Raw genomic sequence first — 25,776 nt, 5'->3', positions numbered from 1 at the left:
TTGCCGTACCTTTGCGGTATAAAATTAAGAGGTGAACAATTAATTACTTCAACTAAACCAAAAAATCATGCGTAAAATTATTTCAGTTTTTGCAATGGGTGCCCTCGTAGCACTTGGTGCAAACGCACAAGGCGCTTTTGTAAACCATCGCTTTTTTGACAACTGGTCATTAGGCCTCAATGCAGGTTCTATTGCTCCGGTTAAAGGTCCAGCTTTCTGGAAGCACAATCGTGCTAACTTCGGTCTGGAGTTGACGAAGCAAATTACTCCGGTGTTCGGTCTAGGCTTTGAAGGTGAAGCTAACGTAAATACTACTCCTTCTTTGACAGCTATCGACCAAGTTAATGCATCTGTATTGGCTAAGGTTAACCTTACAAACTGGTTCTGCGGCTACAAAGGCACTCCGCGTCCTTTCGAGCTCGAAGCAATAGGTGGTCTCGGCTGGGGCTATATGTATGATAGCGATCCTAACATCGATGGCACAGACTTCTGGACTTCTAAATTCGGTCTCAACTTCAACTTCAACTTAGGCGCTAATCGTGCTTGGACTATCGCGTTGAAGCCGGCTATCGTTTACAACCTCGATCACCAAGGTTTCCGTGGTATGGCTCGCGCTCGCGGTGCTAACTACGATCTCAACACTGCAGCTGTTGAACTCCGCGCAGGTCTTACTTATCACTTCAAGACCAGCAACGGTGAGCACTACTTCACTAAGGTTCGCGCATACGACCAAGGCGAAATCGACGGTCTGAACGGCCGCATCAACGACCTCCGCGGCCAATTGGCTGACAAGGATGGCCAACTTTCAGATGCAAACCGCAGAATCGCTGATCTCCAGAACCAATTGAACGATTGCCGCAACCGTAAGCCGGTAGTTAAGGAAACGACTAACAACTTGATGACTTCAGCTGTGACGTTCCGTCAAGGCAAGTCTGTTGTTGATCCTTCTCAAATGCCGAACGTTGAGCGCGTAGCAACTTACTTAGCTAACCACAAAGAAGCTACAGTAGTTATCAAGGGTTATGCTTCTCCGGAAGGCCCATTAGAGCTCAACAAGAAGTTGGCTGCTGCTCGTGCAGACGCAGTGAAGACTATCCTCGTTAAGCGTTATAGAATTGCCGCTTCTCGCATCACGGCTGAAGGCCAAGGTATTGGCAACATGTTCTCTGAGCCGGATTGGAACCGCGTAAGTATCTGTACGCTCGATCAGAAGTAATTTTTGATTCAATTATAAATGCAAAAGCCGGACGACCACCTCTCGTCCGGCTTTTTCGTATTCTCTCTCAGTGGCGTTAACGACTGAGACTTTTTGTTTTCTACCTTTCATGTCATGCTTTTGCCGCCGTATTATGCGTCCAGACTTAGAAGATTTGGCGATTAGCGCCTCGTTTACCTTCTTTACGCTCACGACGAAAAAGGCTTACGCTCGTGATGATAAAGGTTTGCGTTCGTGAGCGTAAGAGTCTGTTCACGTGAGCGCACACCGTTTGGTCGCCCTCTCAGTCGTATCTCGCCTAGCTTTCGTGCGTAAAATTTCAGTTGTCAGCTGTTTGTTTCTTGCACGCAGTTTTCATCAGGTAGATCTCCAAAAGTACGCTGCCGTACGGTCGCATCGAGAAGTTGCTCGGACTCACTTTTTTTCTCCAGCTTCATCGCAGCACAGCGCGTTATGTTAGCCATTTGTAGCTGCACAATGTTTTTTTATTCAGACCTTTTTCGCGTGAAGGTGGATTTTTTTGTATTAAAAGCGCTCGAAAAGCCCTTTTAATCAAATCGAAAGCCATTTCTTTTCATCTGTATTGGGCAAAATTTGAGCAACGATGCATAGCGATTGATGCTCATTATGTCGTTTCTGATAAGTTCGCCGCTGATACCTTGTGAGTGTCCAATGGTATCTTTTTCCGCTACAAACAAATCGATAATTCTTGTTTTTAACATTTGACGATGAACTATTAAGTGCTTGAAATCTTGTTTGTTCAATCAAATCTTCGTAATTTTGCAGCCGCTACAGTGTATACCACACAAGCGTTTAGTGCAGAAAGTAAGAAAATAAAATATATAACAAATTAAAGATCAAACAAATGCCTACGATTCAACAATTAGTGAGAAAGGGCAGAAAAGTCGTGACCGGAACGAGCAAATCTCCGGCACTGGACTCTTGCCCTCAGCGTCGTGGAGTGTGCGTGCGTGTATATACCACCACGCCTAAGAAGCCTAACTCGGCTATGCGTAAGGTTGCGCGTGTGCGCTTGACTAACGCTAAGGAGGTCAACTCTTATATTCCGGGTGAGGGTCATAACTTGCAAGAGCACTCTATCGTGCTTGTGCGCGGCGGCCGTGTAAAAGACCTTCCTGGTGTGCGTTATCACATCGTTCGCGGTACGCTTGATACTGCCGGTGTGGCTAACCGTACGCAACGTCGTTCAAAGTACGGCGCAAAGCGTCCTAAAGCAGCAAAGAAATAAGTAATTAATTTGGTTTGCAAAAAGGTTGAGTAAATTTTCGAAGGAGAATTGAAGAACTCAATGCAGCCTAAATAAGACCAATTGTAATGAGAAAAGCAAAACCAAAGAAGCGGGTTATCCTTCCGGATCCCGTTTATGGAGACCAAAAGGTTTCTAAGTTTGTAAATCACTTGATGTTCGACGGTAAGAAGAATGTATCTTACGAAATTTTCTACAAGTCGCTCGAGATCGTAGGTGAAAAAATGAAAGACAATGAGCTTTCTCCGCTGGAAATCTGGAAAGCGGCTTTGGATAAGATAACACCCCAAGTCGAAGTTAAATCTCGTCGTATCGGTGGTGCTACGTTTCAAGTGCCCACTGAAATTCGCCCGGAGCGCAAAGAAAGTGTCTCTATGAAGAATCTGATTGGCTACGCTCGTAAGCGCGGTGGCAAGACCATGGCTGATAAGCTGGCTGCTGAGATTATGGACGCCTTTAACGAACAGGGCGGAGCTTACAAACGTAAGGAAGATATGCACCGTATGGCTGAAGCTAACCGTGCGTTCGCTCACTTCAGATTTTAACTTGTTGGGGCGAGTAGCTTCGATCGTGATACATACCATAACGGCGTGTGAGATACGAAGATAATCGCTCTGAAGATTTGCATTAAAACGAAAGATTTAAGAAGATGGCAAAACATGACCTGCATTTAACGCGTAATATCGGCATCATGGCGCACATCGACGCCGGTAAAACGACGACGTCAGAACGCATCTTGTTTTATACGGGTAAGACGCATAAGATTGGCGAAGTCCATGACGGTGCGGCTACGATGGACTGGATGGCTCAGGAGCAGGAGCGCGGCATTACTATTACGTCTGCCGCTACAACTTGTTATTGGGAGTGGAATAATCAGAAATTTAAGATTAACTTGATTGATACTCCGGGGCACGTTGACTTCACGGCTGAGGTTGAACGTTCGCTTCGTGTATTGGACGGCGCCGTGGCAACTTATTGTGCTGTTGGTGGCGTGCAACCACAATCGGAAACGGTGTGGCGTCAAGCTGATAAGTATAGCGTTCCACGTATTGGATACGTAAATAAGATGGACCGCTCCGGCGCAGACTTCTTCGAGGTTGTGCGTCAGATGAAGGCGGTGCTTGGCGCAAATCCTTGCGTCGTAGCAATTCCTATTGGCGCTGAGGAGAACTTCAAGGGTATCGTTGACCTTATTCGCATGAAGTCTATCGTATGGCACGATGAGTCGCTTGGTGCAGAATACGAGGTGGAAGATATCCCGGCTGAACTTCAAGACGAAGCAGAGGAATGGCGCGGCAAGATGCTCGAGCAAGCTGCTGAGTGTGACGAAAAGCTCATGGAGAAATATTTCGAAGATCCTACAAGCTTGACGAACGAAGAAATTGTGGCAGCTATCCGTAAGGGTACAATCTCAATGGAGCTCGTTCCAATGACGCCGGGTTCTTCATTTAAGAATAAGGGTGTACAATATCTGTTGGACTACGTATGTATGTTCTTGCCTGCACCTGTGGATACGCCGAATATCGTTGGTGTAAATCCTGAGACAGGTGAAGAGGAAGATCGTAAACCCTCAGAAGATGAACGCACTTCAGCTTTGGCTTTCAAGATCGCAACAGATCCTTATGTGGGTCGTCTGACTTTCTTCCGCGTTTACTCCGGTAAGATTGAGGCTGGCTCATATATCTATAACCCGCGTAGCCGCAAGAAAGAGCGCGTATCTCGCCTCTTCCAGATGCACTCTAACCACCAAAACCCGGAAGAAGTAATCGGCGCAGGTGATATTGGTGCAGGTGTGGGCTTCAAGGATATCCGCACAGGTGATACGCTTTGTGATGAAGCTGCTCCGATCGTTCTTGAATCTATGGACTTCCCCGATCCCGTTATCGGTATCGCTGTTGAGCCTAAGACGCAGAAAGATATGGATAAGCTCTCAATGGGCTTGCAGAAGTTGGCTGAGGAGGATCCTACCTTCACTGTGCATACAGAAGAGCAGAGTGGCCAGACGGTTATTTCCGGTATGGGCGAGCTGCACCTTGATATTATCTTGGACCGTCTTCGTCGTGAGTTCAAAGTAGAATGTAATCAGGGTAAGCCTCAGGTTAATTACAAAGAGGCCATTACGCAGACGGTTAACCTCCGTGAGGTTTACAAGAAGCAAACCGGTGGTCGTGGTAAGTTCGCAGACATTATCGTTGATGTTAGTCCGGTTGACGAGGACTTCAAAGAGGGTGGCCTGCAATTTATCAACAAGGTTACCGGCGGTAACATTCCTAAGGAATTCATTCCTTCTGTACAAAAGGGCTTCGAGAATGCTATGAAGAGTGGTGTTCTTGGTGGCTTCCCGATGAACAGCCTTAAGGTTGAGCTGCTTGATGGTTCTTTCCACCCGGTTGACTCTGACCAGTTGTCTTTCGAGGTTGCAGCATTGAACGCTTACAAGAATGCTTGCTCAAAGGCAGGTCCTGTTTTGTTGGAACCTATTATGAGTCTCGAGGTTGTTACACCTGAAGAGAATATGGGTGATGTGATCGGTGACTTGAACAAACGTCGTGGTCAGGTAGAGGGTATGGAAAGCACGCGATCTGGTGCACGTGTTGTGAAAGCGCTCGTTCCACTGTCTGAGATGTTCGGTTATGTAACTGCATTGCGTACCATTACTTCTGGCCGTGCAACAAGCTCTATGCAATATCATCACCACTCACCATTGTCAGCTTCTATCGCACGTCAGGTGCTTGAGGAAATCAATGGTCGTGTAGACTTGGTAAAGTAATAAGTGAAATACAATACCAAGGGAGCTGTTTAGAATATGACTCTTAAACCGTTTCCCTTGATAAACAGAATGTAATATGAGTCAAAAGATTAGAATCAAATTGAAGAGTTATGATCATACGCTCGTAGAGAAATCTGCTGAGAAGATCGTAAAGAATGCAAAGGCTACGGGCGCAATCGTTAGCGGCCCTATTCCACTTCCTACTCGTAAGCGTATTATTACGGTTAATAGAAGTACGTTCGTAAACAAAAAGTCTCGCGAGCAGTTTGAAGTTTCAACCTACAAGCGGTTGATCGACATTTATAGCTCTACAGCAAAGACTGTCGATGCACTTATGAAGCTTGAGTTGCCTTGTGGGGTAGAAGTGGAAATCAAAGTATAGTATACAATATATTATTTAGTGGGAGGTTACGGCGTCTCTTTTAGAGCGTCAAGGCTCCCGTATATAAAACTACTGAAATGCCAGGATTATTAGGAAAAAAAATCGGAATGACATCCGTTTTCAGTGCTGATGGTAAAAACATACCATGCACTGTTGTCGAAGTAGGTCCTTGCGTGGTTACTCAGATTAAAAGCGTAGAGAAAGAAGGCTACAATGCTGTTCAGCTTGGCTTCCAAGAAGCGAAAGAAAAGAACACGACAGCTCCTCTTCTCGGGCACTTTAAGAAAGCTGGTACCACTCCCAAGCGCCACTTGGCCGAGTTCACAGGTTTTGACAAAGAGTTTAACTTAGGCGACACGATTACCGTTGCCGATGTATTTGAGGGCGTTGAATATGTTGACGTTGTTGGTACATCTAAGGGTCACGGTTTCCAAGGCGTTATGAAACGTCACGGATTTGGTGGTGTGGGCCAGAGTACTCACGGTCAGGACGACCGCGCAAGAAAGCCGGGTGCCATCGGTGCATGCTCTTATCCTGCAAAGGTTTTTAAGGGTATGCGTATGGCTGGTCAGATGGGCAATCGTCGCGCAACCAATCAAAATCTGAAAGTAATCAAAGTAATACCGGAGCACAACCTCCTCCTTCTTAAAGGATCTGTACCCGGCTGTAAAGGTTCAATCGTAATAATTGAGAAATAATGGAAATCAGTGTATTCAATATAAAAGGTGAAGACACCGGTCGTAAAGCTGTCCTCAATGAGGCAGTCTTTGGCATTGAACCTAACGATCATGCAATTTACCTTGATGTAAAACAATATCTCGCAGCTCAACGACAAGGCACAGCTAAGTCAAAGGAAAGAAGCGAGATGAGTGGTTCTACTCGTAAGCTTGGTCGCCAGAAGGGTGGCGGTGGCGCTCGCCGTGGTGATATTAACTCACCTGTACTAGTTGGCGGTGCTCGCGTATTTGGCCCGAGACCACGCAATTATGCTTTTAAACTGAATAAGAAGCTTAAGGCTTTGGCTCGCCGCAGTGCATTGAGCTACAAGGCTAAAGAGAACTCAATCGTTGTCCTCGAAGACTTCACGATGGAAACTCCTAAGACCAAGGCTTTTGTTGAGATCCTAAATAATCTTAAGGTCTCAGAAAAAAAAGTGCTGGTTATTTTGCCTGAAGCTAATAAAAATGTATTTTTGTCAGCTCGTAATTTAGAGGGCGCTAAGTTGGCTATTGCAAAGGATATCAATACGTATAACGTACTTGATGCCGGTGCATTGGTTATAACTGAGCGTTCGCTGGAGGATATCGACGCTGTTCTGAATAGATAACGGCTAAGAGACTATGGCATATATCGTAAAACCTTTAGTCACTGAGAAGATGACTAGCTTGACGGACAAACAAAACAAATTCGGTTTTATTGTTCGTCCTGAAGCGAACAAGCTTCAAATTAAGAAAGAAGTAGAGGCGTTGTATGGCGTAACGGTAGTTGACGTTAATACATCGCGCTATGCTGGTAAAAACAAGTCACGTTATACGCGCTCTGGTTTAATTAAGGGGCGTTCTAACGCATTTAAGAAGGCGGTAGTTACTCTTAAGGAGGGCGAAACGATTGACTTCTATAGTAATATTTAATTAAATGGCAGTACGTAAATTTAAGCCCACAACACCGGGGCAGAGACACAAGATTATTGGTACGTTTAATGAAATTACTGCGTCCGTACCAGAAAAATCTCTCGTTTATGGTAAGCGTTCGACCGGCGGCCGTAATAATGACGGCCACCGAGCTACGCGTTATCGTGGTGGTGGTCACAAGCGTAAATTCCGCTTGATTGACTTCCGTAGAGAGAAAGACGGTGTTCCCGCAATTGTTAAAACAATAGAGTATGATCCGAATCGTTCGGCTCGTATAGCATTGCTGTTTTATGCTGACGGTGAAAAGCGTTACATCATCGCGCCTAATGGTTTGAAAGTTGGTGATCGCTTGATGTCAGGTGCAGAAGCATCTCCTGAAGTCGGAAATGCTCTTCCCTTACAGAATATTCCTGTCGGTACAGTAGTTCACAACATAGAGCTTCGTCCTGGTCAAGGAGCACTTCTGGTAAGAAGTGCAGGCAACTTTGCACAGCTGACGTCACGTGAGGGCACTTATTGTGTTATTAAATTGCCCTCAGGAGAAACTCGCAAAGTGCTGAGTGCTTGTAAAGCGACTGTAGGTAGCGTAGGTAATTCTGATCACGCACTTGAATCTTCTGGTAAAGCCGGACGTTCTCGCTGGTTAGGCCGTCGTCCTCACAACCGTGGTGTTGTTATGAACCCTGTTGATCACCCGATGGGAGGTGGTGAAGGCCGTCAGTCTGGTGGACATCCACGTTCTCGTACAGGTCTTTATGCTAAGGGTCTTAAGACAAGAGCGCCGAAGAAGCAGTCTAATAAGTATATCCTGGAAAGGTCTAAAAAGTAACAAGCACTAATTGAATTTTTATGAGTCGTTCACTAAAAAAAGGCCCTTATATAGCTGTCTCTCTTGAGAAAAAGATTCTTGCCATGAATGAAAGTGGTAAAAAGAATGTTGTAAAGACTTGGGCTAGAGCATCTATGATTTCTCCTGATTTTGTTGGTCACACTGTTGCTGTTCATAATGGCAATAAGTTTATTCCGGTTTATATCACCGAGAATATGGTTGGTCATAAGTTAGGGGAATTTGCACCGACGCGTAAGTTTGGTGGCCATGCGGGTAACAACAAACGCTAATACAGCGTATTGTAATTAAAAAACAAAAGATTATAATGGGAGCAAGAAAAAGATTAGCGGCCGCTAAACGTAAAGAGGCCAAAAAAACTCAGTATTATGCTGAGCTCCGTAATATCCCCTCTTCCCCTCGAAAAATGCGTTATGTCGTTGATTTGATCCGCGGAATGGAGGTCAATCGAGCATTAGGAACATTACGTTTTTCAAAGAAACAGGCTTCATTAGCAGTTGAAAAGCTGCTTCGTTCAGCTATCACCAATTGGGAGACAAAAAATGAACGAAAGGCTGATGACGGAGAATTGTTTATTGTGACAGCTTTTGTAGACGAGGGAGTCACTCTTAAGAGAATGCGTCCTGCGCCTCAAGGGCGAGGCTATAGAATTCGCAAGCGTTCCAACCACGTTACATTGTATGTAGGAACCAAGAATAACGATTAATCGATAGAAACATGGGACAAAAAGTTAATCCGATTAGTAACCGTTTAGGTATTATTCGTGGTTGGGAGTCTAACTGGTATGGTGGCTCCAATTATGGGGATACTTTGCTCGAAGATAGTAAGCTGCGTAGATATTTGAACGCCCGCCTTGCTAAGGCCAGCGTATCAAGAATTATCATTGAAAGAACTCTTAAGCTGATTACAATCACTATCTGTACTTCACGTCCAGGTATTATCATTGGTAAAGGTGGTCAGGAAGTTGATAAGCTGAAAGAGGAGCTTCATAAGATTACAGATAAAGATGTTCAAATCAATATCTTTGAGGTAAAACGCCCTGATCTAGATGCAAATATAGTAGGTCAGAGTATTGCGCGCCAAATTGAAGGTAAAATTGCCTATCGTCGTGCTGCTAAAATGGCTATTCAAAATGCAATGAGGATGGGTGCAGAAGGCATTAAAGTGCAAGTTTCTGGTCGTCTGAATGGTGCGGAAATGGCTCGTAAAGAGATGTTCAAAGAGGGTCGTACTCCTCTACATACATTCCGTGCTGATATTGATTATTGCCAAACCACTGCTTTGACAAAAGTCGGCCTTATTGGTATTAAGGTGTGGATCTGCCGTGGTGAGGTCTATGGTAAAAAAGACTTAGCTCCTAATTTTACGCCTGAGAGAGATTTCCGTCGTCAAGATGGTGAACGTCGTGACAGAAGACGTGATCGTAGAAGTAGGGGTGGTAATCGTTAAAAGAGTAGAGCCAAATGTTACAACCAAAAAGAACAAAATACAGAAGACCTCAGAAAGGGCGTTGCAAAGGCAATGCTCAACGCGGAAATCAGTTGGCGTTTGGAAGCTTCGGTATCAAGAGCTTACAAACTCATTGGCTGACGGGTCGCCAGATTGAGGCTGCTCGTGTCGCAATGACACGTTATATGCAGCGTGAAGGGCAAAGTTGGATTCGTATTTTCCCAGACAAACCAATTACTAAGAAGCCTGCGGACGTACGTATGGGTAAAGGTAAGGGTGATCCTGTAGGGTACGTATTCCCAATAACTCCAGGACGCATTATTTTTGAAGTTGAGGGCGTGCCTTTTGAGGTCGCAAAGGAGGCTCTTCGCCTTGCCGCTCAAAAATTACCAATTACTACAAAATTCGTGGTACGTCACGATTTTGATAAAAACGCTTAACAATGAAAATTAAGGAGATTCGTCAGATTCCGCAAGGTGAGCTTCAAGAGCGCCTTTCTTCAGAGGTTGATAAGTACGGACAATTGATTTTAACTCATAGCGTTTCGCCTCTTGAAAATCCATCTCAGATAAAAGAGGTCCGTCGTACCATTGCGAGATTAAAAACCCTCATTCGCGAGAATGAACTTAACAACAGTAAATAATTGTCCAATGGAAGCTAGAAAATTGAGAAAAACCAGACAGGGTGTTGTGCTTAGCAATAAAATGGACAAAACTATCATTGTTGCGGCTAAGTTTAAAGAAAAACATCCTATTTATGGAAAGTTTATCTCTAAGACGAAAAAGTATTATGCTCATGATGAAAAGAATGAAGTAAATCTTGGAGATATCGTCCAAATTATGGAGACTCGCCCTTTGAGTAAGCTCAAGAGATGGAGAGTCGTAAAAATTGTAGAAAGAGCAAAGTAATATGATACAAGTCGAAACCAAACTTAATGTCGCTGATAATAGCGGTGCAAGAGAAGCTAAGTGCATTCGTGTACTTGGTGGAACTCGCAGGCGCTACGCAAGTGTTGGTGACATCATTGTTGTTGCAGTCAACAACATTATTCCTTCAAGTGATTTGAAAAAAGGTGCTGTATCTAAAGCCTTGATCGTAAGAACTAAGAAGGAGATTCGTCGTGCTGACGGCTCTTATATACGTTTTGACGACAACGCTTGTGTGCTTCTTAATAACGCTGGAGAATTGCGCGGCAGCCGCATATTTGGTCCTGTTGCACGTGAGTTACGTAGTGTTAATATGAAAGTCGTTTCTTTAGCACCTGAAGTTCTTTAACCGGTTATAACTGTAGTATATAATGAATAAATTTCATATTAGAAAAGGTGATACTGTCTTTGTCAACGCTGGCGAAGATAAGGGAAAGACTGGTAAGGTTATTCGTGTCATCACTGAAAAGAAACGTGCAGTCGTTGAAGGTGTGAATATCGTTTCAAAGAATCAAAAGCCTAATGCAAAATACCCTCAAGGCGGTATTATTAAAATGGAGGCTCCTATTCATATCTCTAATCTTAATGTTATAGATCCGGCTTCAGGAAAACCTACCCGTATTGGTCATAGGAAGAATGAAGAGGGAAAGACTATACGTTATGCTAAAAAGTCAGGGGAGGAAATTAAATAATGAGTACCACTGCTAGTCTAAAAAAAGAGTATCGTGAGCGTATTGCTCCCACGTTGATGAAACAATTCAACTACAAATCTTCAATGCAAGTTCCTCGTTTGACGAAGATTGTTATCAATGAAGGTTTAGGAATTGCTTCTGCAGACAAGAAAATCGTTGATGTCGCAGTTAATGAACTTAGCACGATTACTGGTCAGAAGGCAGTCGTAACATTGTCACGTAAGGATATTGCCAACTTCAAAGTTCGTAAAAAGATGCCTATTGGAGCGATGGTAACATTGCGTCGTGAGCAGATGTACGAATTCTTAGAGAAGTTAATTCGTGTTGCCCTCCCACGTATTCGTGACTTCAAAGGTATCGAAAGCAAGTTAGATGGTCGCGGAAATTATACGCTTGGCATCACTGAACAGATTATATTCCCGGAAATTAACATCGATTCTGTAGAGCGTATGACAGGTATGAATATTACCTTCGTTACCACTGCGCAAACTGATGAGGAGGGATATGCCCTTCTGAAAGAATTTGGTCTTCCTTTCAAAAAAAATAGCATTAACTGATTTAGTAGTATGGCAAAAGAATCAATGAAAGCGCGCGAAGTAAAGCGTGCAAAGTTAGTTGCAAAATATGCTGCCAAACGAGCTGCTTTGAAGGAGATTGTAAATAAGTCTTCTGATCCGGTAGAGGCTTATGAAGCTGCACGCAAATTGCAGAGCATTCCAAAGAATGCAAATCCGATCCGCCTTCATAATCGCTGCAAAATTACAGGTCGCCCCAAAGGCTATATTAGAATGTTTGGCCTTTCAAGAATTCAATTTCGCGAAATGGCTTCAAGCGGTTTGATCCCTGGAGTTAAAAAAGCAAGTTGGTAATTCGCTTATTAATATTGTCGGGGCTTCCCGATCAATTAATCAAATACAAATATGACTGATCCAATAGCAGATTTTCTGACGCGTTTGCGCAATGCAATTCATGCGAAGCATAGAGTTGTTGAAATACCCGCGTCAAATCTCAAAAAGAATATTACAAAGATTCTTTTTGAAAAAGGATATATTCTCAATTATAAGTTTGAGGATACAGAGGATAATCCTCAAGGTATGATCAAGATTGCATTAAAGTATGATCCTCAAACAAAGGCTAATGCAATCAAGAACCTGACGAGAATTTCACGCCCTGGTATGCGTAAATATACTGGTTATCGTGATATGCCGAGAGTAATTAATGGACTTGGTATAGCAATTGTATCTACGTCCAAAGGTGTTATGACAGATAAGGAGGCTTCACAAGAGAAGATCGGTGGTGAAGTATTATGCTTTGTCTATTAATAGAAGAATACTATGTCTCGAATAGGAAAATTGCCAATTAACATTCCTGCAGGAGTAAACGTTACTCTAAAGGATAATGTAGTGACTGTTAAAGGTCCGAAGGGTGAACTCTCACAGACAGTGCATCCTTCTATTAATGTCGTTATTGACGCTAATGTCATTACTTTCACTATCGATCAAGAAAACGACTCTGTTTCTACAAAGCAGAAGCAAGCTTTCCATGGCTTGTATCGTTCTTTGATTAATAACATGGTTGTTGGTGTAAGTGAAGGCTACAAGAAAGAATTAGAGTTAGTCGGCGTAGGTTATCGCGTTTCAAATCAAGGAAACCTGATGGAGTTTTCTTTAGGTTATACGCACAACATCTTCCTTCAACTTCCGAGCGAAGTGAAAGTAGAAACAAAGACAGAACGTAACAAGAATCCGTATATTTGCCTCGAATCCTGCGACAAGCAATTGTTAGGACAAGTATGTGCAAAGATTCGTTCGTTCCGTATGCCAGAGCCTTATAAGGGTAAAGGTATATTGTTCGTTGGTGAGCAGATTCGTCGTAAGAGTGGCAAGGCTGCAGGTGCGAAGTAATTTTAAAATGCAAGTATTATGACAACGAAGAAAGAACTACGTCGTATTAAGATAAAATACCGTGTACGCAAACGTGTTTCCGGAACTGCTGAGCGCCCTCGTCTGACGGTGTTCAGAAGCAACAAACAGATTTATGCCCAGATTATCAATGATGATACAGCGCGCACTTTGGTAAGCGCTTCATCATTGGGTTTAGATAAGATGCCTAAGTTGGAACAAGCTTCTAAGGTCGGAGAACTCGTAGCACAAAAGGCTATTGCCGCAGGAATTAGTGAGGTTGTTTTTGACCGTAACGGCTATCTTTATCATGGTCGTGTTAAGAATGTGGCTGATGGTGCTCGTAATGGTGGACTTAAATTTTAATGGTTATGGCAAACAGAGTTATTGTAAATAGTGAAGATTTAAAAGATAGACTGGTTGCTATCAATCGTACTACCAAGGTAACTAAAGGTGGTCGTACATTTACTTTTGCTGCAATTGTCGTTGTAGGTGATGGTAAAGGTGTAATTGGTCATGGCCTTGGTAAAGCTGGTGAAGTCACTACAGCCATTGCAAAAGGCATTGAGGCTGCAAAAAAGAACCTCGTAAAGGTTCCTGTATTGAAAGGAACTGTCCCTCATGGAATGAATGCTCGTTTTGGCGGTGCTGAGGTAACGATTCTTCCTGCTTCTGAGGGTACCGGTGTCGTTGCCGGTGGTGCAATGCGTGCCGTACTTGATAGCGTAGGTGTAAAGGACGTCTTAGCAAAGTCTAAAGGTTCTTCTAACCCTCACAATTTAGTGAAAGCTACAATTGAGGCTCTTAAGGGTATGCGTGATGCTCATACGGTAGCGCATGAGCGTGGTATTTCAATAGATAAAGTTTTCAGAGGTTAAGAGATATGGCAACGATTAAAATCAAACAGATTAAGAGCCGTATAGGAGCTCCTATCGACCAAAAGCGCACGCTTGATTCTTTAGGCCTTCATAAGATTTCAAATACGGTTGAAGTTGAGGACAATCCTTGTATCCGCGGGATGATTCGCAAAGTACAACATCTTGTGACGATAGTTGATTAACCTCAAATAAAAAGCTTAAGTTATGAAATTACATACATTAAAACCCGCTGTTGCTTCAACACATTCTCGGAAACGCATAGGTCGTGGTCCCGGCTCTGGTTTAGGGGGCACTTCTACGCGTGGTCACAAAGGTGCAAAGTCACGTTCTGGTTATTCCAAGAAAATTGGTTTTGAAGGTGGCCAGATGCCGTTACAGCGTCGTTTGCCGAAGTTTGGCTTCAAAAATATCAACAGAGTCGAGTATCGTGTTGTTAATTTAGGTACTCTTCAAGAATTGGCTGAGAAGTTGTCTTTGCAAAAGATAGGACGAGAAGAGTTGATCTCAGCACGCCTGCTTTCTGCTAAAGATCTTGTAAAAATTCTTGGCAGTGGCGAGCTTAATATTAAGCTGGACGTAGAAGCGAATGCATTCTCTAAGAGTGCAGAAGCTGCAATTCTATCTGCTGGAGGAACGGCGACAAAAATCTAGTTATGAAAAAAGTAATCGAGACACTAAAGAATATTTGGAGGATTGAAGATCTTCGCCAGCGTTTACTTATCACGCTTCTCTTTGTCGCGATTTACCGGTTTGGATCTTTTGTTGTTTTACCCGGCATCGATCCTGCTCGCCTCAATCAGTTGCAGGCACAGACCAGTGAAGGTTTGATGTCATTATTAAACATGTTCTCTGGTGGAGCATTCTCTCACGCATCAGTCTTTGCGTTGGGTATCATGCCTTACATCTCTGCTTCAATTGTTATTCAGTTGTTAGCAGTGGCGGTACCTCACTTCCAAAAGATGCAGAAAGAGGGCGAAAGCGGAGTGCGTAAATTGAATCAATACACACGCTGGTTGACTGTCGCAATCCTTCTATTTCAGGCTCCCATGTATATGATTAACCTTAACGCTCAAGTGGGCGGCGAAGGTGGAGCCTTTACTGTTGGACAAGGGTTTGGATTCATGCTGACTTCTACCCTTATTCTCTCAGCTGGTAGTATGTTTATATTATGGTTGGGAGAGCGTATCACAGATAAAGGTGTTGGTAATGGTGTTTCCTTGATCATTATGATTGGTATCATCGCTCGTTTCCCGAGTGCTTTGATGGAGGAATTTACTAGTGCATTATCTGGAGCTGAAGGTGGTGGCTTGATTAAGTTGCTGTTTGAGATTATTGCCCTGCTTTTCGTTATGGCTCTCTCCATTATTTTGGTGAAAGCTACTCGGAAAGTTCCCGTGCAATATGCAAAACGTATCGAAGGTAACCGACAATTTGGCGGAGCTCGTCAGTATATTCCCTTGAAACTTTTCGCAGCGAATGTAATGCCTATTATTTTTGCCCAAGCGATTATGTTCATTCCGGCGAGTGTGCTGAATGCGTTCTCCAAAACCGGTGGAAATGGTTTAGGACATCTCTTGTCTGACCAGTTCAGCCTTCCCTACAATGTCATTTATGTGATCCTCATCGTGCTGTTTACTTATTTCTATACGGCTATTACGATGAATCCACAGCAGATGGCTGAGGATATGAAGCGCAACAGCGGATTTATTCCCGGGGTAAAACCTGGTCGCCCCACTGGTGATTATATTGATCGCGTGATGACGAGAATCACATTCCCTGGTTCTCTCTTTATCGCATTGATCGCTATATTACCGGCATTTGCCGTCCTGATTGGCGTTAAGCAAGGCTTTGCCCAATTTTTTGGCGGAACATCTCTATTGATTCTTGTCGGAGTTGTAATTGATACACTCCAGCAGATCGAGAGCTATATGTTGGTTAGACATTATGATGGTCTTTTGAGTGCAGGTCATACAAGATCTCATTCCGGAGGCAATCTATAAGTCTTATTCTCAAACGGATGATTTATCTAAAAACCGAAGATGAAATAGAGCTTATGCGCAAGGCCAATCGTCTTGTCGCATCTGCTCTTTCTGAAGTAGCTAAACTTGTAAAGCCAGGCGTTACGACCAATCAGTTGGACGCCGTTGCTGAACAGTTTATTCGTGATAATGGCGGTGCACCTACATTTAAAGGCGTCCCAAACCCTTACGGGTCACCTTTTCCAGCATCCATCTGTACATCAGTTAATGATGTTATAGTACATGGTGTTCCTAATGATGACCCTTTGAAAGAGGGTGATATCGTTTCTGTTGATTGCGGCGCTTTGCTTGAAGGTTTCAATGGAGATTCTTGCTACACATTTCGTGTAGGTGAGGTTTCTTCAGAGGTTGATGAATTACTCCGAGTGACGAAAGAGAGTCTTTACAAAGGAATCCAAGCAGCAATGCCTGGAAAAAGAATTGGAGATATTGGTTATGCAGTACAGTCTCACGTCGAACCTTGTGGTTATGGTGTCGTGCGCGAGTTTGTTGGTCACGGAATCGGACGTGAGATGCACGAAGAGCCAATGGTCCCTAATTATGGTAAACCCGGGACGGGAAAACAACTCAAGAATGGCCTATGTATCGCAATTGAACCAATGATTACAATGGGCACAAGAGAGTTTTTTATGTTGCCTGATCGTTGGGGAGTCAAAACCCGTGACGGAAAAGCCTCAGCTCATTTTGAGCATACCATAGCGATCCATAATGGAAAACCTGAGATTCTCTCGTCATTTACAGAAATAGAAACTATAGAAAGTCAGAACAGATAAGTTATTATATGTCTAAGCAGTTAGCAATCGAACAAGACGGTATAATTGTTGAAGCCTTGAGCAATGCAATGTTCCGGGTAGAGTTGGAAAATGGGCATGAGATCACAGCCCATATTTCTGGTAAGATGCGTATGCATTATATTAAGATTCTCCCCGGCGACAAGGTTAAGGTAGAAATGAGTCCTTATGATCTTTCTAAGGGCCGAATCGTATTTAGATACAAATAAATAGATAACAAGATATGAAGACAAGAGCATCCTTGAAAAAGCGTACTCCTGATTGCAAGATTGTACGGCGCAAAGGCCGTCTCTTTGTGATCAACAAGAAAAACCCTAAGTTCAAAATGCGTCAGGGTTAATCCATTTATCGCAAATAATTAAATTACTATATGGCAATAAGAATTGTTGGTGTCGATCTTCCTCAGAATAAGCGAGGAGAGATTGCCTTGACCTACATCTACGGTATAGGTCGTAGTAGCTCCGCAAAAATCTTGGATAAAGCCGGAGTTGACAGAGGAATCAAAGTATCCGACTGGACGGATGACCAGGCAGGTAAGATTCGTGAGATTATTTCCAATGAATATAAAGTGGAAGGTGACTTGCGTGGTGAAATTCAGATGAACATTAAGCGCCTGATGGATATCGGTTGCTACCGTGGTATTCGTCATCGTTTAGGCCTTCCTGTTCGTGGTCAAAGCACGAAGAATAATGCACGTACTCGCAAGGGTCGCAAGAAGACTGTTGCAAATAAGAAAAAGGCTACTAAATAATAGATAAGTTATGGCAAAGAAAACAGTCGCAACTAAGAAAAGAGTAGTGAAGGTAGATGCCAATGGCCAGCTTCACGTACACAGCTCTTTTAACAATATAATTGTATCCCTTACTAACTCTGAAGGACAAGTTATTTCTTGGTCTTCAGCAGGTAAGATGGGCTTCCGCGGTTCTAAAAAGAACACTCCTTACGCAGCTCAGATGGCTGCGCAGGATTGTGCAAAGACCGCGTTCGACTTGGGCCTTCGCAAAGTAAAGGCATACGTTAAAGGTCCCGGCAATGGTCGTGAGTCAGCTATTCGCGCCGTGCACGGTGCCGGTATTGAAGTGACAGAGATTATTGACGTTACTCCATTACCCCACAACGGATGTCGTCCTCCAAAGAGAAGAAGAGTATAATCATCCTTTGGCTACACGCTAGAAGGTAGATATATCTCTCTGAACACCGATATTTTTCCAAGTTCTTTCTAAGTGTAGCATACTTCTTAAACTCATCAATTTAGATAAAACATACGATTTATGGCAAGATATATTGGACCAAAGTCTCGTATTGCCCGTCGTTTCGGCGAGGCCATCTTTGGAGCAGATAAAGTTCTTTCACGTCGCAACTTCCCTCCCGGACAGCATGGCAATGGCCGTCGTCGCAAGACGTCTGAGTACGGAGTGATGTTGGCAGAGAAGCAAAAAGCTAAGTACACTTACGGAGTGCTCGAAAAGCAGTTCCGTAATATGTTTGAGAAAGCATCTGCGTCTAATGGCATTACAGGTGAGATTCTTTTGCAGAACCTCGAATGCCGTTTGGACAATGTGGTATACCGTTTAGGTATTGCTCCTACTCGTGCTGCAGCACGCCAATTGGTTAACCACCGCCACATCACTGTTGACGGAAAAGTTACGGGCATCGCTTCTTATAGCGTGAAACCCGGTCAGATTGTGGCAGTTCGCGAGAAGTCTAAGTCGCTCGAAGTGATTGCAGATTCACTCGCTGGTTTCAACCACAGCAAGTATCCTTGGATGGAGTGGGACGAAAGTGCTAAGGCAGGCAAGTTGTTGCACAAGCCTGAGCGTGCAGATATCCCGGAGAACATCAAGGAACAGCTGATTGTCGAGTTGTACTCTAAGAACTAAGTAAAGGAAACGGAGGTAGCGAGTGCAGAACCGACCTTTATTCTTTCTGCATTCTACCTTACGAGTCCATCAATTTTCAAAATTTACATTCATGGCGATATTAGCATTTCAAAAACCTGATAAAGTGATAATGTTGGAAAACGACGACAAGTTCGGAAAGTTTGAGTTCCGTCCTTTGGAGTCCGGTTTCGGCGTCACGATTGGAAATGCCTTACGTCGCATCCTGCTCTCCTCCCTTGAAGGCTTTGCCATCAATACAATAAAGATAGCCGGCGTCGAACACGAGTTCGCCTCTATCCCCGGAGTGCGCGAGGACGTAACCAACATTATACTCAATCTGAAGCAGGTACGCTTCAAGCACATAGTCGAGGAGCTTGAGAATGAAAAAGTCAGCTTGACCATCTCCAACGCCACCGAATTTAGAGCAGGTGACATTGGCAAGCATCTCAGTGGATTTGAAGTGTTAAATCCGGAATTGGTGATTGCTCACCTTGATTCCAAAGCCACGATTTCGATAGAGCTTACCATCAACAAAGGGCGCGGTTATGTTCCCGCAGAAGAAAACCGCGATGCTTGTGTGGAGGTAACGCAAATACCTATCGATTCTATTTACACCCCGATTCGTAACGTCAAATACGTTGTAGAGCCTTTCCGCGTAGAGCAGAAGACCGACTACGATAAGCTCGTGCTTGAAGTTACGACGGACGGTTCCATACAACCGAAGGACGCTTTGAAAGAAGCAGCCAAGATTTTAATCTACCATTTTATGCTTTTCTCTGATGAGAAGATCACGATGGAAGATGCAACGCAAGAAGACAACGAAGAGTTTGATGAGGAAGTGCTTCATATGCGTCAGGTTCTGAAGCAGAAGCTTTCCGATATGAACCTTTCCGTTCGTGCGCTGAATTGTCTTAAGGCTGCCGACGTCGAGACATTGGGCGATTTGGTACAGTTCAATAAGAACGACCTGCTCAAGTTCCGCAACTTTGGTAAGAAATCGCTCACAGAGCTTGATGATTTGCTCGCGGGTCTGAATCTACAGTTTGGAACTGATATTTCAAAATACAAATTGGATCGCGAATAAAGCGCGTGTTCGGTAGCAGAGCCTATTTAGCTCAAAGAATGCGCAAAAAGCATCCTCAAACAACTTAAAAGAAAATGAGACACAATAAAAAATTCAACCATCTGAGTCGTACTGCATCCCACAGAGCGTTGATGCTGGCTAACATGTCAGTCTCTCTGATCATGCACAAAAGAATCACTACGACTCTCGCTAAAGCAAAGGCGCTCAAGAAGTATGTTGAGCCTCTGATCACCCGTAGTAAAGAGGATACGACAAACTCTCGCCGTGTCGTGTTCAGCTATCTGCGCGATAAGTATGCTGTAACGGAGTTGTTCAAGAACATTTCCGAGAAAGTAGCAGATCGTCCCGGTGGTTACACACGTATTATCAAGACCGGTTTCCGTCAGAGCGATGGTACCGATATGTGCTTTATAGAATTGGTTGATTACGATGAGAATATGGCTAAGACCAAGAAGAAGGCCACTCGCACTCGTCGTTCTAAGAAAGCAGCTCCCGCAGCAGAAAAAGCAGCTCCGGAAGCTCCCGCAACTGAAGCTCCCGCAGAGGAAGCCGCTCAAGCAGAAAAGTAAAAACCAACAACTTATTGCAAATCCCCGCTATCGTGAGATAGTGGGGATTTTTTTGTTTCTCCTTTTGGAACATTTTTACTTGATGAATTCGAAATTTTTGATGACTTGATACAACGCCAATGATCTCTACGATATATTGGCTAATCATACGGCTGGTGTTATTGAATCAATAACTGATTCGGGATTTAAGAAACAGAGCGAAAATTTACGTCGCGTAACTATACAATATAAAAATATAAGGTGACTATATACGACAATACCCTATTTCTTGCAATCACTAAATCTTTCTTAGGTTTATAGGTAAGGTTATTCACAAACAATACGGCATTGTTCTTTGAGGCTATTTCCAAATCAGTACTATCTGTACTGTCTATCAGCGTTCCGCTTGTACCATTCAATAAATCATAAGTCATACGGCACGTTTCATATATAGGTCTTTCGACTTTAACAGATATATGGAATGTGCCAACTTTCTGTACTATTATATCATATAAGGTGGTTTGCTTATTACGAGCATCTGTATCTTCTATCAGCCTTAAAGTTACCTTACACTTAGGAAATAACGCCTTAAATGCCTTGGAAACATCTTCTGTATTATCCGCCTTTAACTTAGTTGTTAGTAGATTGGTATTCGCTGCTCTGAAAATTTTGTTTATCTTGCTTTGAACATTCTGCTTAGTCAATCCATAGCTATTTAATATTGGAGTACGCTTCAACTCTCCAATAGAGAATTAACACTTATTTCTGATTTCAGAATACTCTCCGCTTCTTCTACAGAAGAAATATGTATGCTCTTGATTAAATCCATACTTAGATTATAATTGGATAATTCTTAACAGTATGGCTGACAGATTGTCGTTGCAAGTACGACATAATTGGCAGCGTCATCACTTGGTATAATTGTTGCATTTATCTAAAAGGTGTCATAGGCACTTGCTTGCTGAAAACCTAATAGGATGCAGCGTTTCTACTAATCTTTCGATATAAGATAGTGGAGCTTCAACTCCATTATAAAAGGGGAGTTTACATGTTTAACAAGAATAAAATCATATGGCAAATTTTTCAGAAGACACTGTACAAAAAGTATGGCAGAAAGCAGATACTGTTCCAGGATATGATGCACAAAAATGGAGAAAAGACCAATGTAAGGCTTGGATTGGAAGAAATCAATATGGAAATAGGCAAAGTGATTATGGGTGGGAAATAGACCATATTACTCCAGTGTCTAAAGGTGGTACTGATAATCTTTCCAATCTTCGTCCTTTACAATGGGAAAATAATGCATCACGTCAAAACGACCGACTGGTTTGCAAAATCACTTCTTCAGGTAATAAAAACACTGAAAGATAGCGATACATCTCATTTCACGTTATTGCACGATAAATGAGTCTTATCAAAGCTACTGTTATTTTGACACCGTAACGGTAGCTTTTCTTTATTAACTCTGATATAATAACGATTATATATTTGGTTTATTATACCTCATATAAAATTAGGCATACCTTTTGAAATGATAAAGATAAAATCCCAAAACTATTGACGATAGTAATGGGATTAACATTCAATGTATAACGGTAGCTTGAAATATGCTACCATAAAGACAGAAAGGAGGATTTTATGGAAGAGTTTAAGAAAGGTGATGTAGTCTGTTTACGCTCAAATCCAAGTATGAAATTTACAGTTTGTGGTATCTTGGATGTAAGGGGTAGAATAGAAATTCAAATAGTTTATTTCAATGAGGGAAATAATCGGTTTGAATATCACTCATTCGTTCCAGAAGTGTTATCTCTCGTTTAATTCTTTTGTAGAACAAAACACTGGTATGCCTAAGAAATATATTTTTTCTTGGGTACTACCTTTATAATCATTCCCCTCTTTTGTTACTTTCTTGTAAATAATAGCTTTCATAATTTGTATTTTATTTTCTTTTATAATTGAGAATTTGTCTTTAGGGTATTGTCGTATATAGTCACCAAATATAATTGCATTACTTGATGCCAACTCTTATCTATTCAGATTTCCCAAGGACAGAAGGGGCAATGATGCTGGCTTTATTCCCAAATCAGATTGTGTTTCTAAAATTCTTAAACTATATAAGAAGTCAGATCCATTTCTTTGTTTTGCGGTCCTCGTTTTATTTGAAGCTGGTGTGCTGAAGATAGAGGATGATAAAGAAAGAGAATACTATGAATGGGTCCTTTCTTTATAATCAGAACAGATTTTGTGACCTCAAAGAATCGTTAAATAGCTGAGAGGATTTCCCTAAAGTTGAATGTCTTATTTCTTTTATTTCTCCTATATATCCGTTATTTCTAACTGATAATTGGTGATTTATATCCTTTCATCATCGTTTTTTTGTCTTGTTAAAGATAGCGGGATTACCACAAACGTAGTTTGCTCGATCGCTTTCGACCGGTTCTTGGAAAGTTGCTTTTATCCGCATTTTGCACTCGTCCGCAGTAGTGAAGAAACAACAAACGGGAGTGTTCAAACTTTCTTAGGTGATCGTGAAAATTGTCTTAGGTGATCGGAAAAATTCTCTTATAGGATCGGAAAAATTTTCTTATAAGACAATTTTTACTCTCTTATAGGAAAGTTTTTAGACATCTTATACTACTGATAATCAGAAGTATTCAAAACTGATTTTGGTACGGCTTACCCGCGCAAGATGAGCATTGCGAATAAGATTGAAGCAAGTCTGTTGATAAACGAGCCCTACCTTATTTGACTGCTATAAGGTGGAACGATGCGTAGCCTTCCTGCGTTTCGCACATAAAAATGAAAGTTCACGAAAAGATTGAAGCTCAGCAACAGACTTCAGCTTTAGAGTAGAGGGAGACAAAGACTTCTATCTGTCAGCCCTATAAAGAAAAAAATGAGGCCGCTGAAAAGCGACCTCGGGGCGGTACACGGTCATTCCTTCGACCCTGTCCCTTCGTATCTCTACGCATTTTATCAATACACCATATATAATATATATGTGTGGCGAGAATAAAAGAGAAGGTGGCAACGGGCTTAGCCGGTCCCACCTTCTCTCGATTTGTTTATTGCAAGGGTTGCGCTAATTACTCACCCTGCTCCATTTTAGCTTTCAATGCAGCCAAAGCGTCGTTGTCGCCCAAGCTGTTGCTTGCTATCTGGTTTTGGATTTGCGTAGTTTCTTCCTTCTTCGCATTGTGGCGAGCTGCTTTGCGCTCTGCACGCTGCGGGTCTTCGAATGTGCGGCTGTGAGAAAGGATCACGCGCTTGTTGTCCTTATTGAACTCGATCACCTTGAAAGGCAAAGTTTCGCCAAGCTGAACGCGGCTACCATCTTCTTTTACCAAGTGTTTCGGCGTTGCGAAGCCTTCTACACCTTCTTCGAGTTGGATTACTGCGCCCTTGTCCAAAATTTCTACAACTTTACCTTCATGGATTGAACCATCTTCGAAGAGGCCTTCAAACTTATCCCAAGGATTCTCTTCGAGCTGCTTGTGGCCGAGGCTCAAGCGGCGATTTGCCTTGTCGATTTCGAGGACAACAACATCAAGCTCAGCGCCCAGTTGGGTGAACTCAGACGGATGCTTAACTTTCTTCGTCCAAGAGAGGTCAGAGATGTGTACGAGACCATCAACGCCTTCTTCCAATTCAACGAATACGCCGAAGTTGGTGAAGTTGCGTACCTTGCCTTGGTGCTTAGAACCAACAGGGTATTTCACTTCGATGTCCTTCCAAGGATCTTCTTTGAGCTGCTTGATGCCGAGCGACATCTTGCGCTCTTGGCGGTCGAGCGTAAGGATTACAGCCTCAACTTCGTCGCCTACCTTGAGGAAGTCTTGCGCTGAACGTAAGTGTTGGCTCCAGCTCATTTCGCTAACGTGGATCAAGCCTTCAACACCCGGAGCGATCTCTACGAATGCGCCGTAATCGGCCATCACGACAACCTTGCCTTGAACCTTGTCGCCCACCTTCAATTCAGGTGCTAAAGCGTCCCAAGGATGCGGCGTGAGTTGCTTCAAGCCAAGCGCGATGCGCTTCTTCTCTTCGTCGAAGTCGAGGATAACGACGTTGAGCTTCTGGTCGAGCTGAACGACTTCATGCGGATCGTTTACGCGACCCCAAGAAAGGTCTGTGATGTGGATCAAGCCATCTACGCCGCCCAAGTCGATGAATACGCCGTAAGAAGTGATGTTCTTAACCGTACCTTCGAGCACTTGGCCTTTTTGCAACTTAGAGATGATCTCTTGCTTCTGTGCTTCGAGTTCAGCTTCGATAAGTGCCTTATGGCTAACCACAACGTTCTTGTATTCTTGATTGATCTTAACCACCTGGAACTCCATCGTTTTGCCCACGAAGATGTCATAGTCGCGAATCGGCTTAACATCAATCTGGCTACCCGGCAGGAAGGCTTCGATACCAAATACGTCTACAATCATACCGCCCTTCGTGCGGCACTTGATAAAGCCCTTGATTGTTTCTTTGTCTTGCAATGCTTGGTTAATGCGGTCCCAAGCTTTGCTCAAGCGAGCTTTTTTGTGAGAAAGAACAAGCTGTCCTTTTTTGTCTTCCTGATTTTCAATGTAAACTTCTACTTTGTCGCCTACTTGAAGTTCAGGATTGTAACGGAATTCGCTTACGGGGACGATGCCGTCGCTCTTGAAGCCGATGCTTACAACTACTTCGCGCTTGTTGATAGAAATGACTGTGCCTTCGACTACGTCATTTTCAGTTACATTGCCAAGCGTCTTGTTGTAAGATGCTTCTTGCTCTTGCTGGTTTTCTCCGCCTTCGACTGTGCCTTTTTCAAATGCATCCCAGTCAAACTCGGACAGCGGTTGAATGTTCTTGTAATTCTCCATTTAAATTTTAAAAGGATTAATATTGTTAGAAAAGTGAATTATATCGCGGCAAAGTTACGGTTTTCCATTGAGTAACAAGCGATAGAACAAGAAATAATTTGTACTTTAGCCGCTCAAAATATGTTTTTTATGAAGAAAGCGATAGTTTTTCTTACGCTCTTAGCGCTCGTAGGCTGCAAAGAGCGCAAGGCACAAACCAATCAGCAGGCGGCAACGCCAACGGATAGCGTGACACAAGTAAATACAGTACCCGACTCGACCATCTATGGTAAAGCGGATGATGATTTATATGGTATGTCGACTTTTGCCGTGATCACGACAAAGGGCGATACATTGGAACTTGACCGCACGTATGAACTCGATGGCAAAGATGGCATCTTTTATGGCGACATCAATGGTGGCGATGATTATGCCTTGACCGTGCGCGGAAAAGGTACGGACTATCAGGCGGTGGGCGTAGCAGTCAATCTCTCACAGTTGCGCCGCTTCGTCAAAGACTTTACGATCTTCAATGCTCGTCCGATTATTAACGGCGACACGGTGCGCATCCTCTCGCTCGACGATAAAGCCTTTAAGGCCGAGGGCAAGCAGCAATATTTCATTCAGAAAAAGTAAA

The 25,776-nt window shown here is 43.1% G+C and carries 39 protein-coding genes; 36 read left to right on the top strand and 3 right to left on the bottom strand.

Going from position 1 to position 25,776, the window contains the following annotated elements:
- The first annotated feature begins 67 nt into the window (after window positions 1–67).
- The 34 genes from GCWU000325_RS05440 to rplQ all read left to right on the top strand — a co-directional run bounded on the left by GCWU000325_RS05440 (window position 68) and on the right by rplQ (window position 20,322).
- Window positions 68–1,216: an OmpA family protein gene (locus GCWU000325_RS05440; RefSeq protein WP_006255226.1), complete on the top strand. Its 1,149-nt coding sequence runs from the start codon at window positions 68–70 to the stop codon at window positions 1,214–1,216.
- Between the two features lie 865 nt (window positions 1,217–2,081).
- On the top strand, window positions 2,082–2,465 hold the full coding sequence (gene rpsL / locus GCWU000325_RS05435; RefSeq protein WP_006255222.1) for a 30S ribosomal protein S12: 384 nt from the start codon (window positions 2,082–2,084) through the stop codon (window positions 2,463–2,465).
- A gap of 86 nt (window positions 2,466–2,551) precedes the next feature.
- A complete protein-coding gene (gene rpsG, locus GCWU000325_RS05430; protein WP_006255221.1) occupies window positions 2,552–3,028 on the top strand; it encodes a 30S ribosomal protein S7 in 477 nt (158 codons plus the stop codon).
- 104 nt (window positions 3,029–3,132) lie between these two features.
- Window positions 3,133–5,253 carry an elongation factor G gene (gene fusA / locus GCWU000325_RS05425; RefSeq protein WP_006255220.1) on the top strand — a complete coding sequence of 707 codons (2,121 nt, stop codon included), beginning with the start codon at window positions 3,133–3,135 and terminating at the stop codon, window positions 5,251–5,253.
- A 76-nt stretch (window positions 5,254–5,329) separates the two neighbouring features.
- Window positions 5,330–5,635, top strand: a complete 306-nt coding sequence (rpsJ, locus tag GCWU000325_RS05420; RefSeq protein ID WP_006255219.1) for a 30S ribosomal protein S10 — start codon at window positions 5,330–5,332, stop codon at window positions 5,633–5,635.
- A gap of 77 nt (window positions 5,636–5,712) precedes the next feature.
- Window positions 5,713–6,333 carry a 50S ribosomal protein L3 gene (rplC, locus tag GCWU000325_RS05415; RefSeq protein ID WP_006255218.1) on the top strand — a complete coding sequence of 207 codons (621 nt, stop codon included), beginning with the start codon at window positions 5,713–5,715 and terminating at the stop codon, window positions 6,331–6,333.
- Window positions 6,333–6,962, top strand: coding sequence for a 50S ribosomal protein L4 (gene rplD, locus GCWU000325_RS05410; RefSeq protein ID WP_006255217.1), 630 nt, complete (start codon window positions 6,333–6,335; stop codon window positions 6,960–6,962). Before rplC ends, rplD begins: the two co-directional genes overlap by 1 nt.
- A gap of 13 nt (window positions 6,963–6,975) precedes the next feature.
- Complete coding sequence (gene rplW / locus GCWU000325_RS05405) at window positions 6,976–7,266, top strand: 50S ribosomal protein L23 (protein ID WP_006255216.1); 291 nt, start codon at window positions 6,976–6,978, stop codon at window positions 7,264–7,266.
- Window positions 7,267–7,270: 4 nt separating this feature from the next.
- Window positions 7,271–8,095, top strand: coding sequence for a 50S ribosomal protein L2 (gene rplB, locus GCWU000325_RS05400; RefSeq protein WP_006255215.1), 825 nt, complete (start codon window positions 7,271–7,273; stop codon window positions 8,093–8,095).
- Between the two features lie 20 nt (window positions 8,096–8,115).
- The gene (rpsS, locus tag GCWU000325_RS05395) at window positions 8,116–8,385 is read left to right on the top strand and encodes a 30S ribosomal protein S19 (RefSeq protein WP_006255214.1); all 270 of its coding nucleotides are present in this window, start codon (window positions 8,116–8,118) and stop codon (window positions 8,383–8,385) included.
- 35 nt (window positions 8,386–8,420) lie between these two features.
- A complete protein-coding gene (rplV, locus tag GCWU000325_RS05390; protein ID WP_006255213.1) occupies window positions 8,421–8,819 on the top strand; it encodes a 50S ribosomal protein L22 in 399 nt (132 codons plus the stop codon).
- A gap of 11 nt (window positions 8,820–8,830) precedes the next feature.
- Window positions 8,831–9,562 carry a 30S ribosomal protein S3 gene (gene rpsC, locus GCWU000325_RS05385; protein ID WP_006255212.1) on the top strand — a complete coding sequence of 244 codons (732 nt, stop codon included), beginning with the start codon at window positions 8,831–8,833 and terminating at the stop codon, window positions 9,560–9,562.
- 14 nt (window positions 9,563–9,576) lie between these two features.
- Entirely contained in the window at window positions 9,577–10,002 is a 426-nt protein-coding gene (rplP, locus tag GCWU000325_RS05380) for a 50S ribosomal protein L16 (RefSeq protein WP_006255211.1), read from the top strand.
- Window positions 10,003–10,004: 2 nt separating this feature from the next.
- Window positions 10,005–10,205, top strand: a complete 201-nt coding sequence (gene rpmC / locus GCWU000325_RS05375) for a 50S ribosomal protein L29 (protein WP_006255210.1) — start codon at window positions 10,005–10,007, stop codon at window positions 10,203–10,205.
- A 7-nt stretch (window positions 10,206–10,212) separates the two neighbouring features.
- On the top strand, window positions 10,213–10,470 hold the full coding sequence (gene rpsQ / locus GCWU000325_RS05370) for a 30S ribosomal protein S17 (protein WP_006255209.1): 258 nt from the start codon (window positions 10,213–10,215) through the stop codon (window positions 10,468–10,470).
- Between the two features lies 1 nt (window position 10,471).
- The gene (rplN, locus tag GCWU000325_RS05365; protein ID WP_006255208.1) at window positions 10,472–10,837 is read left to right on the top strand and encodes a 50S ribosomal protein L14; all 366 of its coding nucleotides are present in this window, start codon (window positions 10,472–10,474) and stop codon (window positions 10,835–10,837) included.
- 22 nt (window positions 10,838–10,859) lie between these two features.
- Window positions 10,860–11,180 (top strand): 50S ribosomal protein L24, encoded by a 321-nt coding sequence (gene rplX, locus GCWU000325_RS05360; protein WP_006255207.1) that lies wholly within the window; start codon window positions 10,860–10,862, stop codon window positions 11,178–11,180.
- The gene (rplE, locus tag GCWU000325_RS05355) at window positions 11,180–11,737 is read left to right on the top strand and encodes a 50S ribosomal protein L5 (RefSeq protein WP_006255206.1); all 558 of its coding nucleotides are present in this window, start codon (window positions 11,180–11,182) and stop codon (window positions 11,735–11,737) included. The genes rplX and rplE overlap by 1 nt, the downstream gene beginning before the upstream one ends.
- A 9-nt stretch (window positions 11,738–11,746) precedes the next feature.
- Window positions 11,747–12,049, top strand: a complete 303-nt coding sequence (rpsN, locus tag GCWU000325_RS05350) for a 30S ribosomal protein S14 (protein ID WP_006255205.1) — start codon at window positions 11,747–11,749, stop codon at window positions 12,047–12,049.
- A 51-nt stretch (window positions 12,050–12,100) separates the two neighbouring features.
- Complete coding sequence (rpsH, locus tag GCWU000325_RS05345; protein WP_006255204.1) at window positions 12,101–12,502, top strand: 30S ribosomal protein S8; 402 nt, start codon at window positions 12,101–12,103, stop codon at window positions 12,500–12,502.
- 12 nt (window positions 12,503–12,514) lie between these two features.
- Window positions 12,515–13,084, top strand: coding sequence for a 50S ribosomal protein L6 (gene rplF / locus GCWU000325_RS05340; RefSeq protein ID WP_006255203.1), 570 nt, complete (start codon window positions 12,515–12,517; stop codon window positions 13,082–13,084).
- A gap of 18 nt (window positions 13,085–13,102) precedes the next feature.
- Complete coding sequence (gene rplR / locus GCWU000325_RS05335; protein WP_006255202.1) at window positions 13,103–13,447, top strand: 50S ribosomal protein L18; 345 nt, start codon at window positions 13,103–13,105, stop codon at window positions 13,445–13,447.
- Window positions 13,447–13,959, top strand: coding sequence for a 30S ribosomal protein S5 (gene rpsE, locus GCWU000325_RS05330; RefSeq protein WP_006255201.1), 513 nt, complete (start codon window positions 13,447–13,449; stop codon window positions 13,957–13,959). Before rplR ends, rpsE begins: the two co-directional genes overlap by 1 nt.
- 5 nt (window positions 13,960–13,964) lie before the next feature.
- Complete coding sequence (gene rpmD, locus GCWU000325_RS05325; protein WP_006255200.1) at window positions 13,965–14,141, top strand: 50S ribosomal protein L30; 177 nt, start codon at window positions 13,965–13,967, stop codon at window positions 14,139–14,141.
- A 22-nt stretch (window positions 14,142–14,163) separates the two neighbouring features.
- Window positions 14,164–14,610, top strand: a complete 447-nt coding sequence (gene rplO, locus GCWU000325_RS05320) for a 50S ribosomal protein L15 (RefSeq protein WP_006255199.1) — start codon at window positions 14,164–14,166, stop codon at window positions 14,608–14,610.
- A gap of 2 nt (window positions 14,611–14,612) precedes the next feature.
- Complete coding sequence (gene secY / locus GCWU000325_RS05315; RefSeq protein WP_006255198.1) at window positions 14,613–15,959, top strand: preprotein translocase subunit SecY; 1,347 nt, start codon at window positions 14,613–14,615, stop codon at window positions 15,957–15,959.
- A gap of 17 nt (window positions 15,960–15,976) precedes the next feature.
- The gene (map, locus tag GCWU000325_RS05310) at window positions 15,977–16,771 is read left to right on the top strand and encodes a type I methionyl aminopeptidase (protein WP_006255197.1); all 795 of its coding nucleotides are present in this window, start codon (window positions 15,977–15,979) and stop codon (window positions 16,769–16,771) included.
- Window positions 16,772–16,779: 8 nt separating this feature from the next.
- Window positions 16,780–16,998: a translation initiation factor IF-1 gene (infA, locus tag GCWU000325_RS05305; RefSeq protein ID WP_006255196.1), complete on the top strand. Its 219-nt coding sequence runs from the start codon at window positions 16,780–16,782 to the stop codon at window positions 16,996–16,998.
- 14 nt (window positions 16,999–17,012) lie between these two features.
- Window positions 17,013–17,129 (top strand): type B 50S ribosomal protein L36, encoded by a 117-nt coding sequence (ykgO, locus tag GCWU000325_RS11425; protein ID WP_007899708.1) that lies wholly within the window; start codon window positions 17,013–17,015, stop codon window positions 17,127–17,129.
- Window positions 17,130–17,159: 30 nt separating this feature from the next.
- The gene (rpsM, locus tag GCWU000325_RS05300) at window positions 17,160–17,540 is read left to right on the top strand and encodes a 30S ribosomal protein S13 (RefSeq protein ID WP_006255194.1); all 381 of its coding nucleotides are present in this window, start codon (window positions 17,160–17,162) and stop codon (window positions 17,538–17,540) included.
- Between the two features lie 10 nt (window positions 17,541–17,550).
- Window positions 17,551–17,940, top strand: coding sequence for a 30S ribosomal protein S11 (gene rpsK, locus GCWU000325_RS05295; protein ID WP_006255193.1), 390 nt, complete (start codon window positions 17,551–17,553; stop codon window positions 17,938–17,940).
- Between the two features lie 120 nt (window positions 17,941–18,060).
- Window positions 18,061–18,669, top strand: coding sequence for a 30S ribosomal protein S4 (gene rpsD / locus GCWU000325_RS05290; RefSeq protein WP_006255192.1), 609 nt, complete (start codon window positions 18,061–18,063; stop codon window positions 18,667–18,669).
- A gap of 91 nt (window positions 18,670–18,760) precedes the next feature.
- Complete coding sequence (locus GCWU000325_RS05285; protein ID WP_006255191.1) at window positions 18,761–19,753, top strand: DNA-directed RNA polymerase subunit alpha; 993 nt, start codon at window positions 18,761–18,763, stop codon at window positions 19,751–19,753.
- 74 nt (window positions 19,754–19,827) lie between these two features.
- Window positions 19,828–20,322, top strand: a complete 495-nt coding sequence (gene rplQ / locus GCWU000325_RS05280) for a 50S ribosomal protein L17 (protein ID WP_040598965.1) — start codon at window positions 19,828–19,830, stop codon at window positions 20,320–20,322.
- A gap of 218 nt (window positions 20,323–20,540) precedes the next feature.
- On the opposite strand, the gene GCWU000325_RS05275 is transcribed toward rplQ, so the two are convergent.
- Window positions 20,541–21,005: a hypothetical protein gene (locus GCWU000325_RS05275; protein ID WP_006255189.1), complete on the bottom strand. Its 465-nt coding sequence runs from the start codon at window positions 21,003–21,005 to the stop codon at window positions 20,541–20,543.
- Window positions 21,006–21,372: 367 nt separating this feature from the next.
- Between GCWU000325_RS05275 and GCWU000325_RS11420 the strand changes: the two genes are divergently transcribed.
- Window positions 21,373–21,672, top strand: coding sequence for an HNH endonuclease signature motif containing protein (locus GCWU000325_RS11420; protein WP_083787976.1), 300 nt, complete (start codon window positions 21,373–21,375; stop codon window positions 21,670–21,672).
- 432 nt (window positions 21,673–22,104) lie between these two features.
- Here GCWU000325_RS11420 and GCWU000325_RS05265 read toward each other — a convergent pair whose 3' ends face one another.
- Together GCWU000325_RS05265 and rpsA are read right to left on the bottom strand one after the other, a co-directional pair.
- Window positions 22,105–22,323 carry a hypothetical protein gene (locus GCWU000325_RS05265; protein WP_006255186.1) on the bottom strand — a complete coding sequence of 73 codons (219 nt, stop codon included), beginning with the start codon at window positions 22,321–22,323 and terminating at the stop codon, window positions 22,105–22,107.
- A gap of 1,064 nt (window positions 22,324–23,387) precedes the next feature.
- Entirely contained in the window at window positions 23,388–25,160 is a 1,773-nt protein-coding gene (gene rpsA / locus GCWU000325_RS05260; protein WP_006255184.1) for a 30S ribosomal protein S1, read from the bottom strand.
- Between the two features lie 129 nt (window positions 25,161–25,289).
- On the opposite strand from rpsA, the gene GCWU000325_RS05255 reads away from it, so the two are divergent.
- Window positions 25,290–25,775: a hypothetical protein gene (locus GCWU000325_RS05255; protein WP_154646584.1), complete on the top strand. Its 486-nt coding sequence runs from the start codon at window positions 25,290–25,292 to the stop codon at window positions 25,773–25,775.
- The last annotated feature ends 1 nt before the right edge of the window (window position 25,776 follow it).

This window comes from Alloprevotella tannerae ATCC 51259, assembly GCF_000159995.1.
Taxonomy (GTDB): domain Bacteria; phylum Bacteroidota; class Bacteroidia; order Bacteroidales; family Bacteroidaceae; genus Alloprevotella; species Alloprevotella tannerae.
This window is presented reverse-complemented; position numbering and strand designations above follow the sequence as displayed.

Coding starts and splice junctions, on each gene's coding strand:
- GCWU000325_RS05440 (WP_006255226.1), top strand. CDS start 68: ATGCGTAAAATTATTTCAGTTTTTGCAATGGGTGCCCTCGTAGCACTT.
- rpsL (WP_006255222.1), top strand. CDS start 2,082: ATGCCTACGATTCAACAATTAGTGAGAAAGGGCAGAAAAGTCGTGACC.
- rpsG (WP_006255221.1), top strand. CDS start 2,552: ATGAGAAAAGCAAAACCAAAGAAGCGGGTTATCCTTCCGGATCCCGTT.
- fusA (WP_006255220.1), top strand. CDS start 3,133: ATGGCAAAACATGACCTGCATTTAACGCGTAATATCGGCATCATGGCG.
- rpsJ (WP_006255219.1), top strand. CDS start 5,330: ATGAGTCAAAAGATTAGAATCAAATTGAAGAGTTATGATCATACGCTC.
- rplC (WP_006255218.1), top strand. CDS start 5,713: ATGCCAGGATTATTAGGAAAAAAAATCGGAATGACATCCGTTTTCAGT.
- rplD (WP_006255217.1), top strand. CDS start 6,333: ATGGAAATCAGTGTATTCAATATAAAAGGTGAAGACACCGGTCGTAAA.
- rplW (WP_006255216.1), top strand. CDS start 6,976: ATGGCATATATCGTAAAACCTTTAGTCACTGAGAAGATGACTAGCTTG.
- rplB (WP_006255215.1), top strand. CDS start 7,271: ATGGCAGTACGTAAATTTAAGCCCACAACACCGGGGCAGAGACACAAG.
- rpsS (WP_006255214.1), top strand. CDS start 8,116: ATGAGTCGTTCACTAAAAAAAGGCCCTTATATAGCTGTCTCTCTTGAG.
- rplV (WP_006255213.1), top strand. CDS start 8,421: ATGGGAGCAAGAAAAAGATTAGCGGCCGCTAAACGTAAAGAGGCCAAA.
- rpsC (WP_006255212.1), top strand. CDS start 8,831: ATGGGACAAAAAGTTAATCCGATTAGTAACCGTTTAGGTATTATTCGT.
- rplP (WP_006255211.1), top strand. CDS start 9,577: ATGTTACAACCAAAAAGAACAAAATACAGAAGACCTCAGAAAGGGCGT.
- rpmC (WP_006255210.1), top strand. CDS start 10,005: ATGAAAATTAAGGAGATTCGTCAGATTCCGCAAGGTGAGCTTCAAGAG.
- rpsQ (WP_006255209.1), top strand. CDS start 10,213: ATGGAAGCTAGAAAATTGAGAAAAACCAGACAGGGTGTTGTGCTTAGC.
- rplN (WP_006255208.1), top strand. CDS start 10,472: ATGATACAAGTCGAAACCAAACTTAATGTCGCTGATAATAGCGGTGCA.
- rplX (WP_006255207.1), top strand. CDS start 10,860: ATGAATAAATTTCATATTAGAAAAGGTGATACTGTCTTTGTCAACGCT.
- rplE (WP_006255206.1), top strand. CDS start 11,180: ATGAGTACCACTGCTAGTCTAAAAAAAGAGTATCGTGAGCGTATTGCT.
- rpsN (WP_006255205.1), top strand. CDS start 11,747: ATGGCAAAAGAATCAATGAAAGCGCGCGAAGTAAAGCGTGCAAAGTTA.
- rpsH (WP_006255204.1), top strand. CDS start 12,101: ATGACTGATCCAATAGCAGATTTTCTGACGCGTTTGCGCAATGCAATT.
- rplF (WP_006255203.1), top strand. CDS start 12,515: ATGTCTCGAATAGGAAAATTGCCAATTAACATTCCTGCAGGAGTAAAC.
- rplR (WP_006255202.1), top strand. CDS start 13,103: ATGACAACGAAGAAAGAACTACGTCGTATTAAGATAAAATACCGTGTA.
- rpsE (WP_006255201.1), top strand. CDS start 13,447: ATGGTTATGGCAAACAGAGTTATTGTAAATAGTGAAGATTTAAAAGAT.
- rpmD (WP_006255200.1), top strand. CDS start 13,965: ATGGCAACGATTAAAATCAAACAGATTAAGAGCCGTATAGGAGCTCCT.
- rplO (WP_006255199.1), top strand. CDS start 14,164: ATGAAATTACATACATTAAAACCCGCTGTTGCTTCAACACATTCTCGG.
- secY (WP_006255198.1), top strand. CDS start 14,613: ATGAAAAAAGTAATCGAGACACTAAAGAATATTTGGAGGATTGAAGAT.
- map (WP_006255197.1), top strand. CDS start 15,977: ATGATTTATCTAAAAACCGAAGATGAAATAGAGCTTATGCGCAAGGCC.
- infA (WP_006255196.1), top strand. CDS start 16,780: ATGTCTAAGCAGTTAGCAATCGAACAAGACGGTATAATTGTTGAAGCC.
- ykgO (WP_007899708.1), top strand. CDS start 17,013: ATGAAGACAAGAGCATCCTTGAAAAAGCGTACTCCTGATTGCAAGATT.
- rpsM (WP_006255194.1), top strand. CDS start 17,160: ATGGCAATAAGAATTGTTGGTGTCGATCTTCCTCAGAATAAGCGAGGA.
- rpsK (WP_006255193.1), top strand. CDS start 17,551: ATGGCAAAGAAAACAGTCGCAACTAAGAAAAGAGTAGTGAAGGTAGAT.
- rpsD (WP_006255192.1), top strand. CDS start 18,061: ATGGCAAGATATATTGGACCAAAGTCTCGTATTGCCCGTCGTTTCGGC.
- GCWU000325_RS05285 (WP_006255191.1), top strand. CDS start 18,761: ATGGCGATATTAGCATTTCAAAAACCTGATAAAGTGATAATGTTGGAA.
- rplQ (WP_040598965.1), top strand. CDS start 19,828: ATGAGACACAATAAAAAATTCAACCATCTGAGTCGTACTGCATCCCAC.
- GCWU000325_RS11420 (WP_083787976.1), top strand. CDS start 21,373: ATGGCAAATTTTTCAGAAGACACTGTACAAAAAGTATGGCAGAAAGCA.
- rpsA (WP_006255184.1), bottom strand. CDS start 25,160: ATGGAGAATTACAAGAACATTCAACCGCTGTCCGAGTTTGACTGGGAT.
- GCWU000325_RS05255 (WP_154646584.1), top strand. CDS start 25,290: ATGAAGAAAGCGATAGTTTTTCTTACGCTCTTAGCGCTCGTAGGCTGC.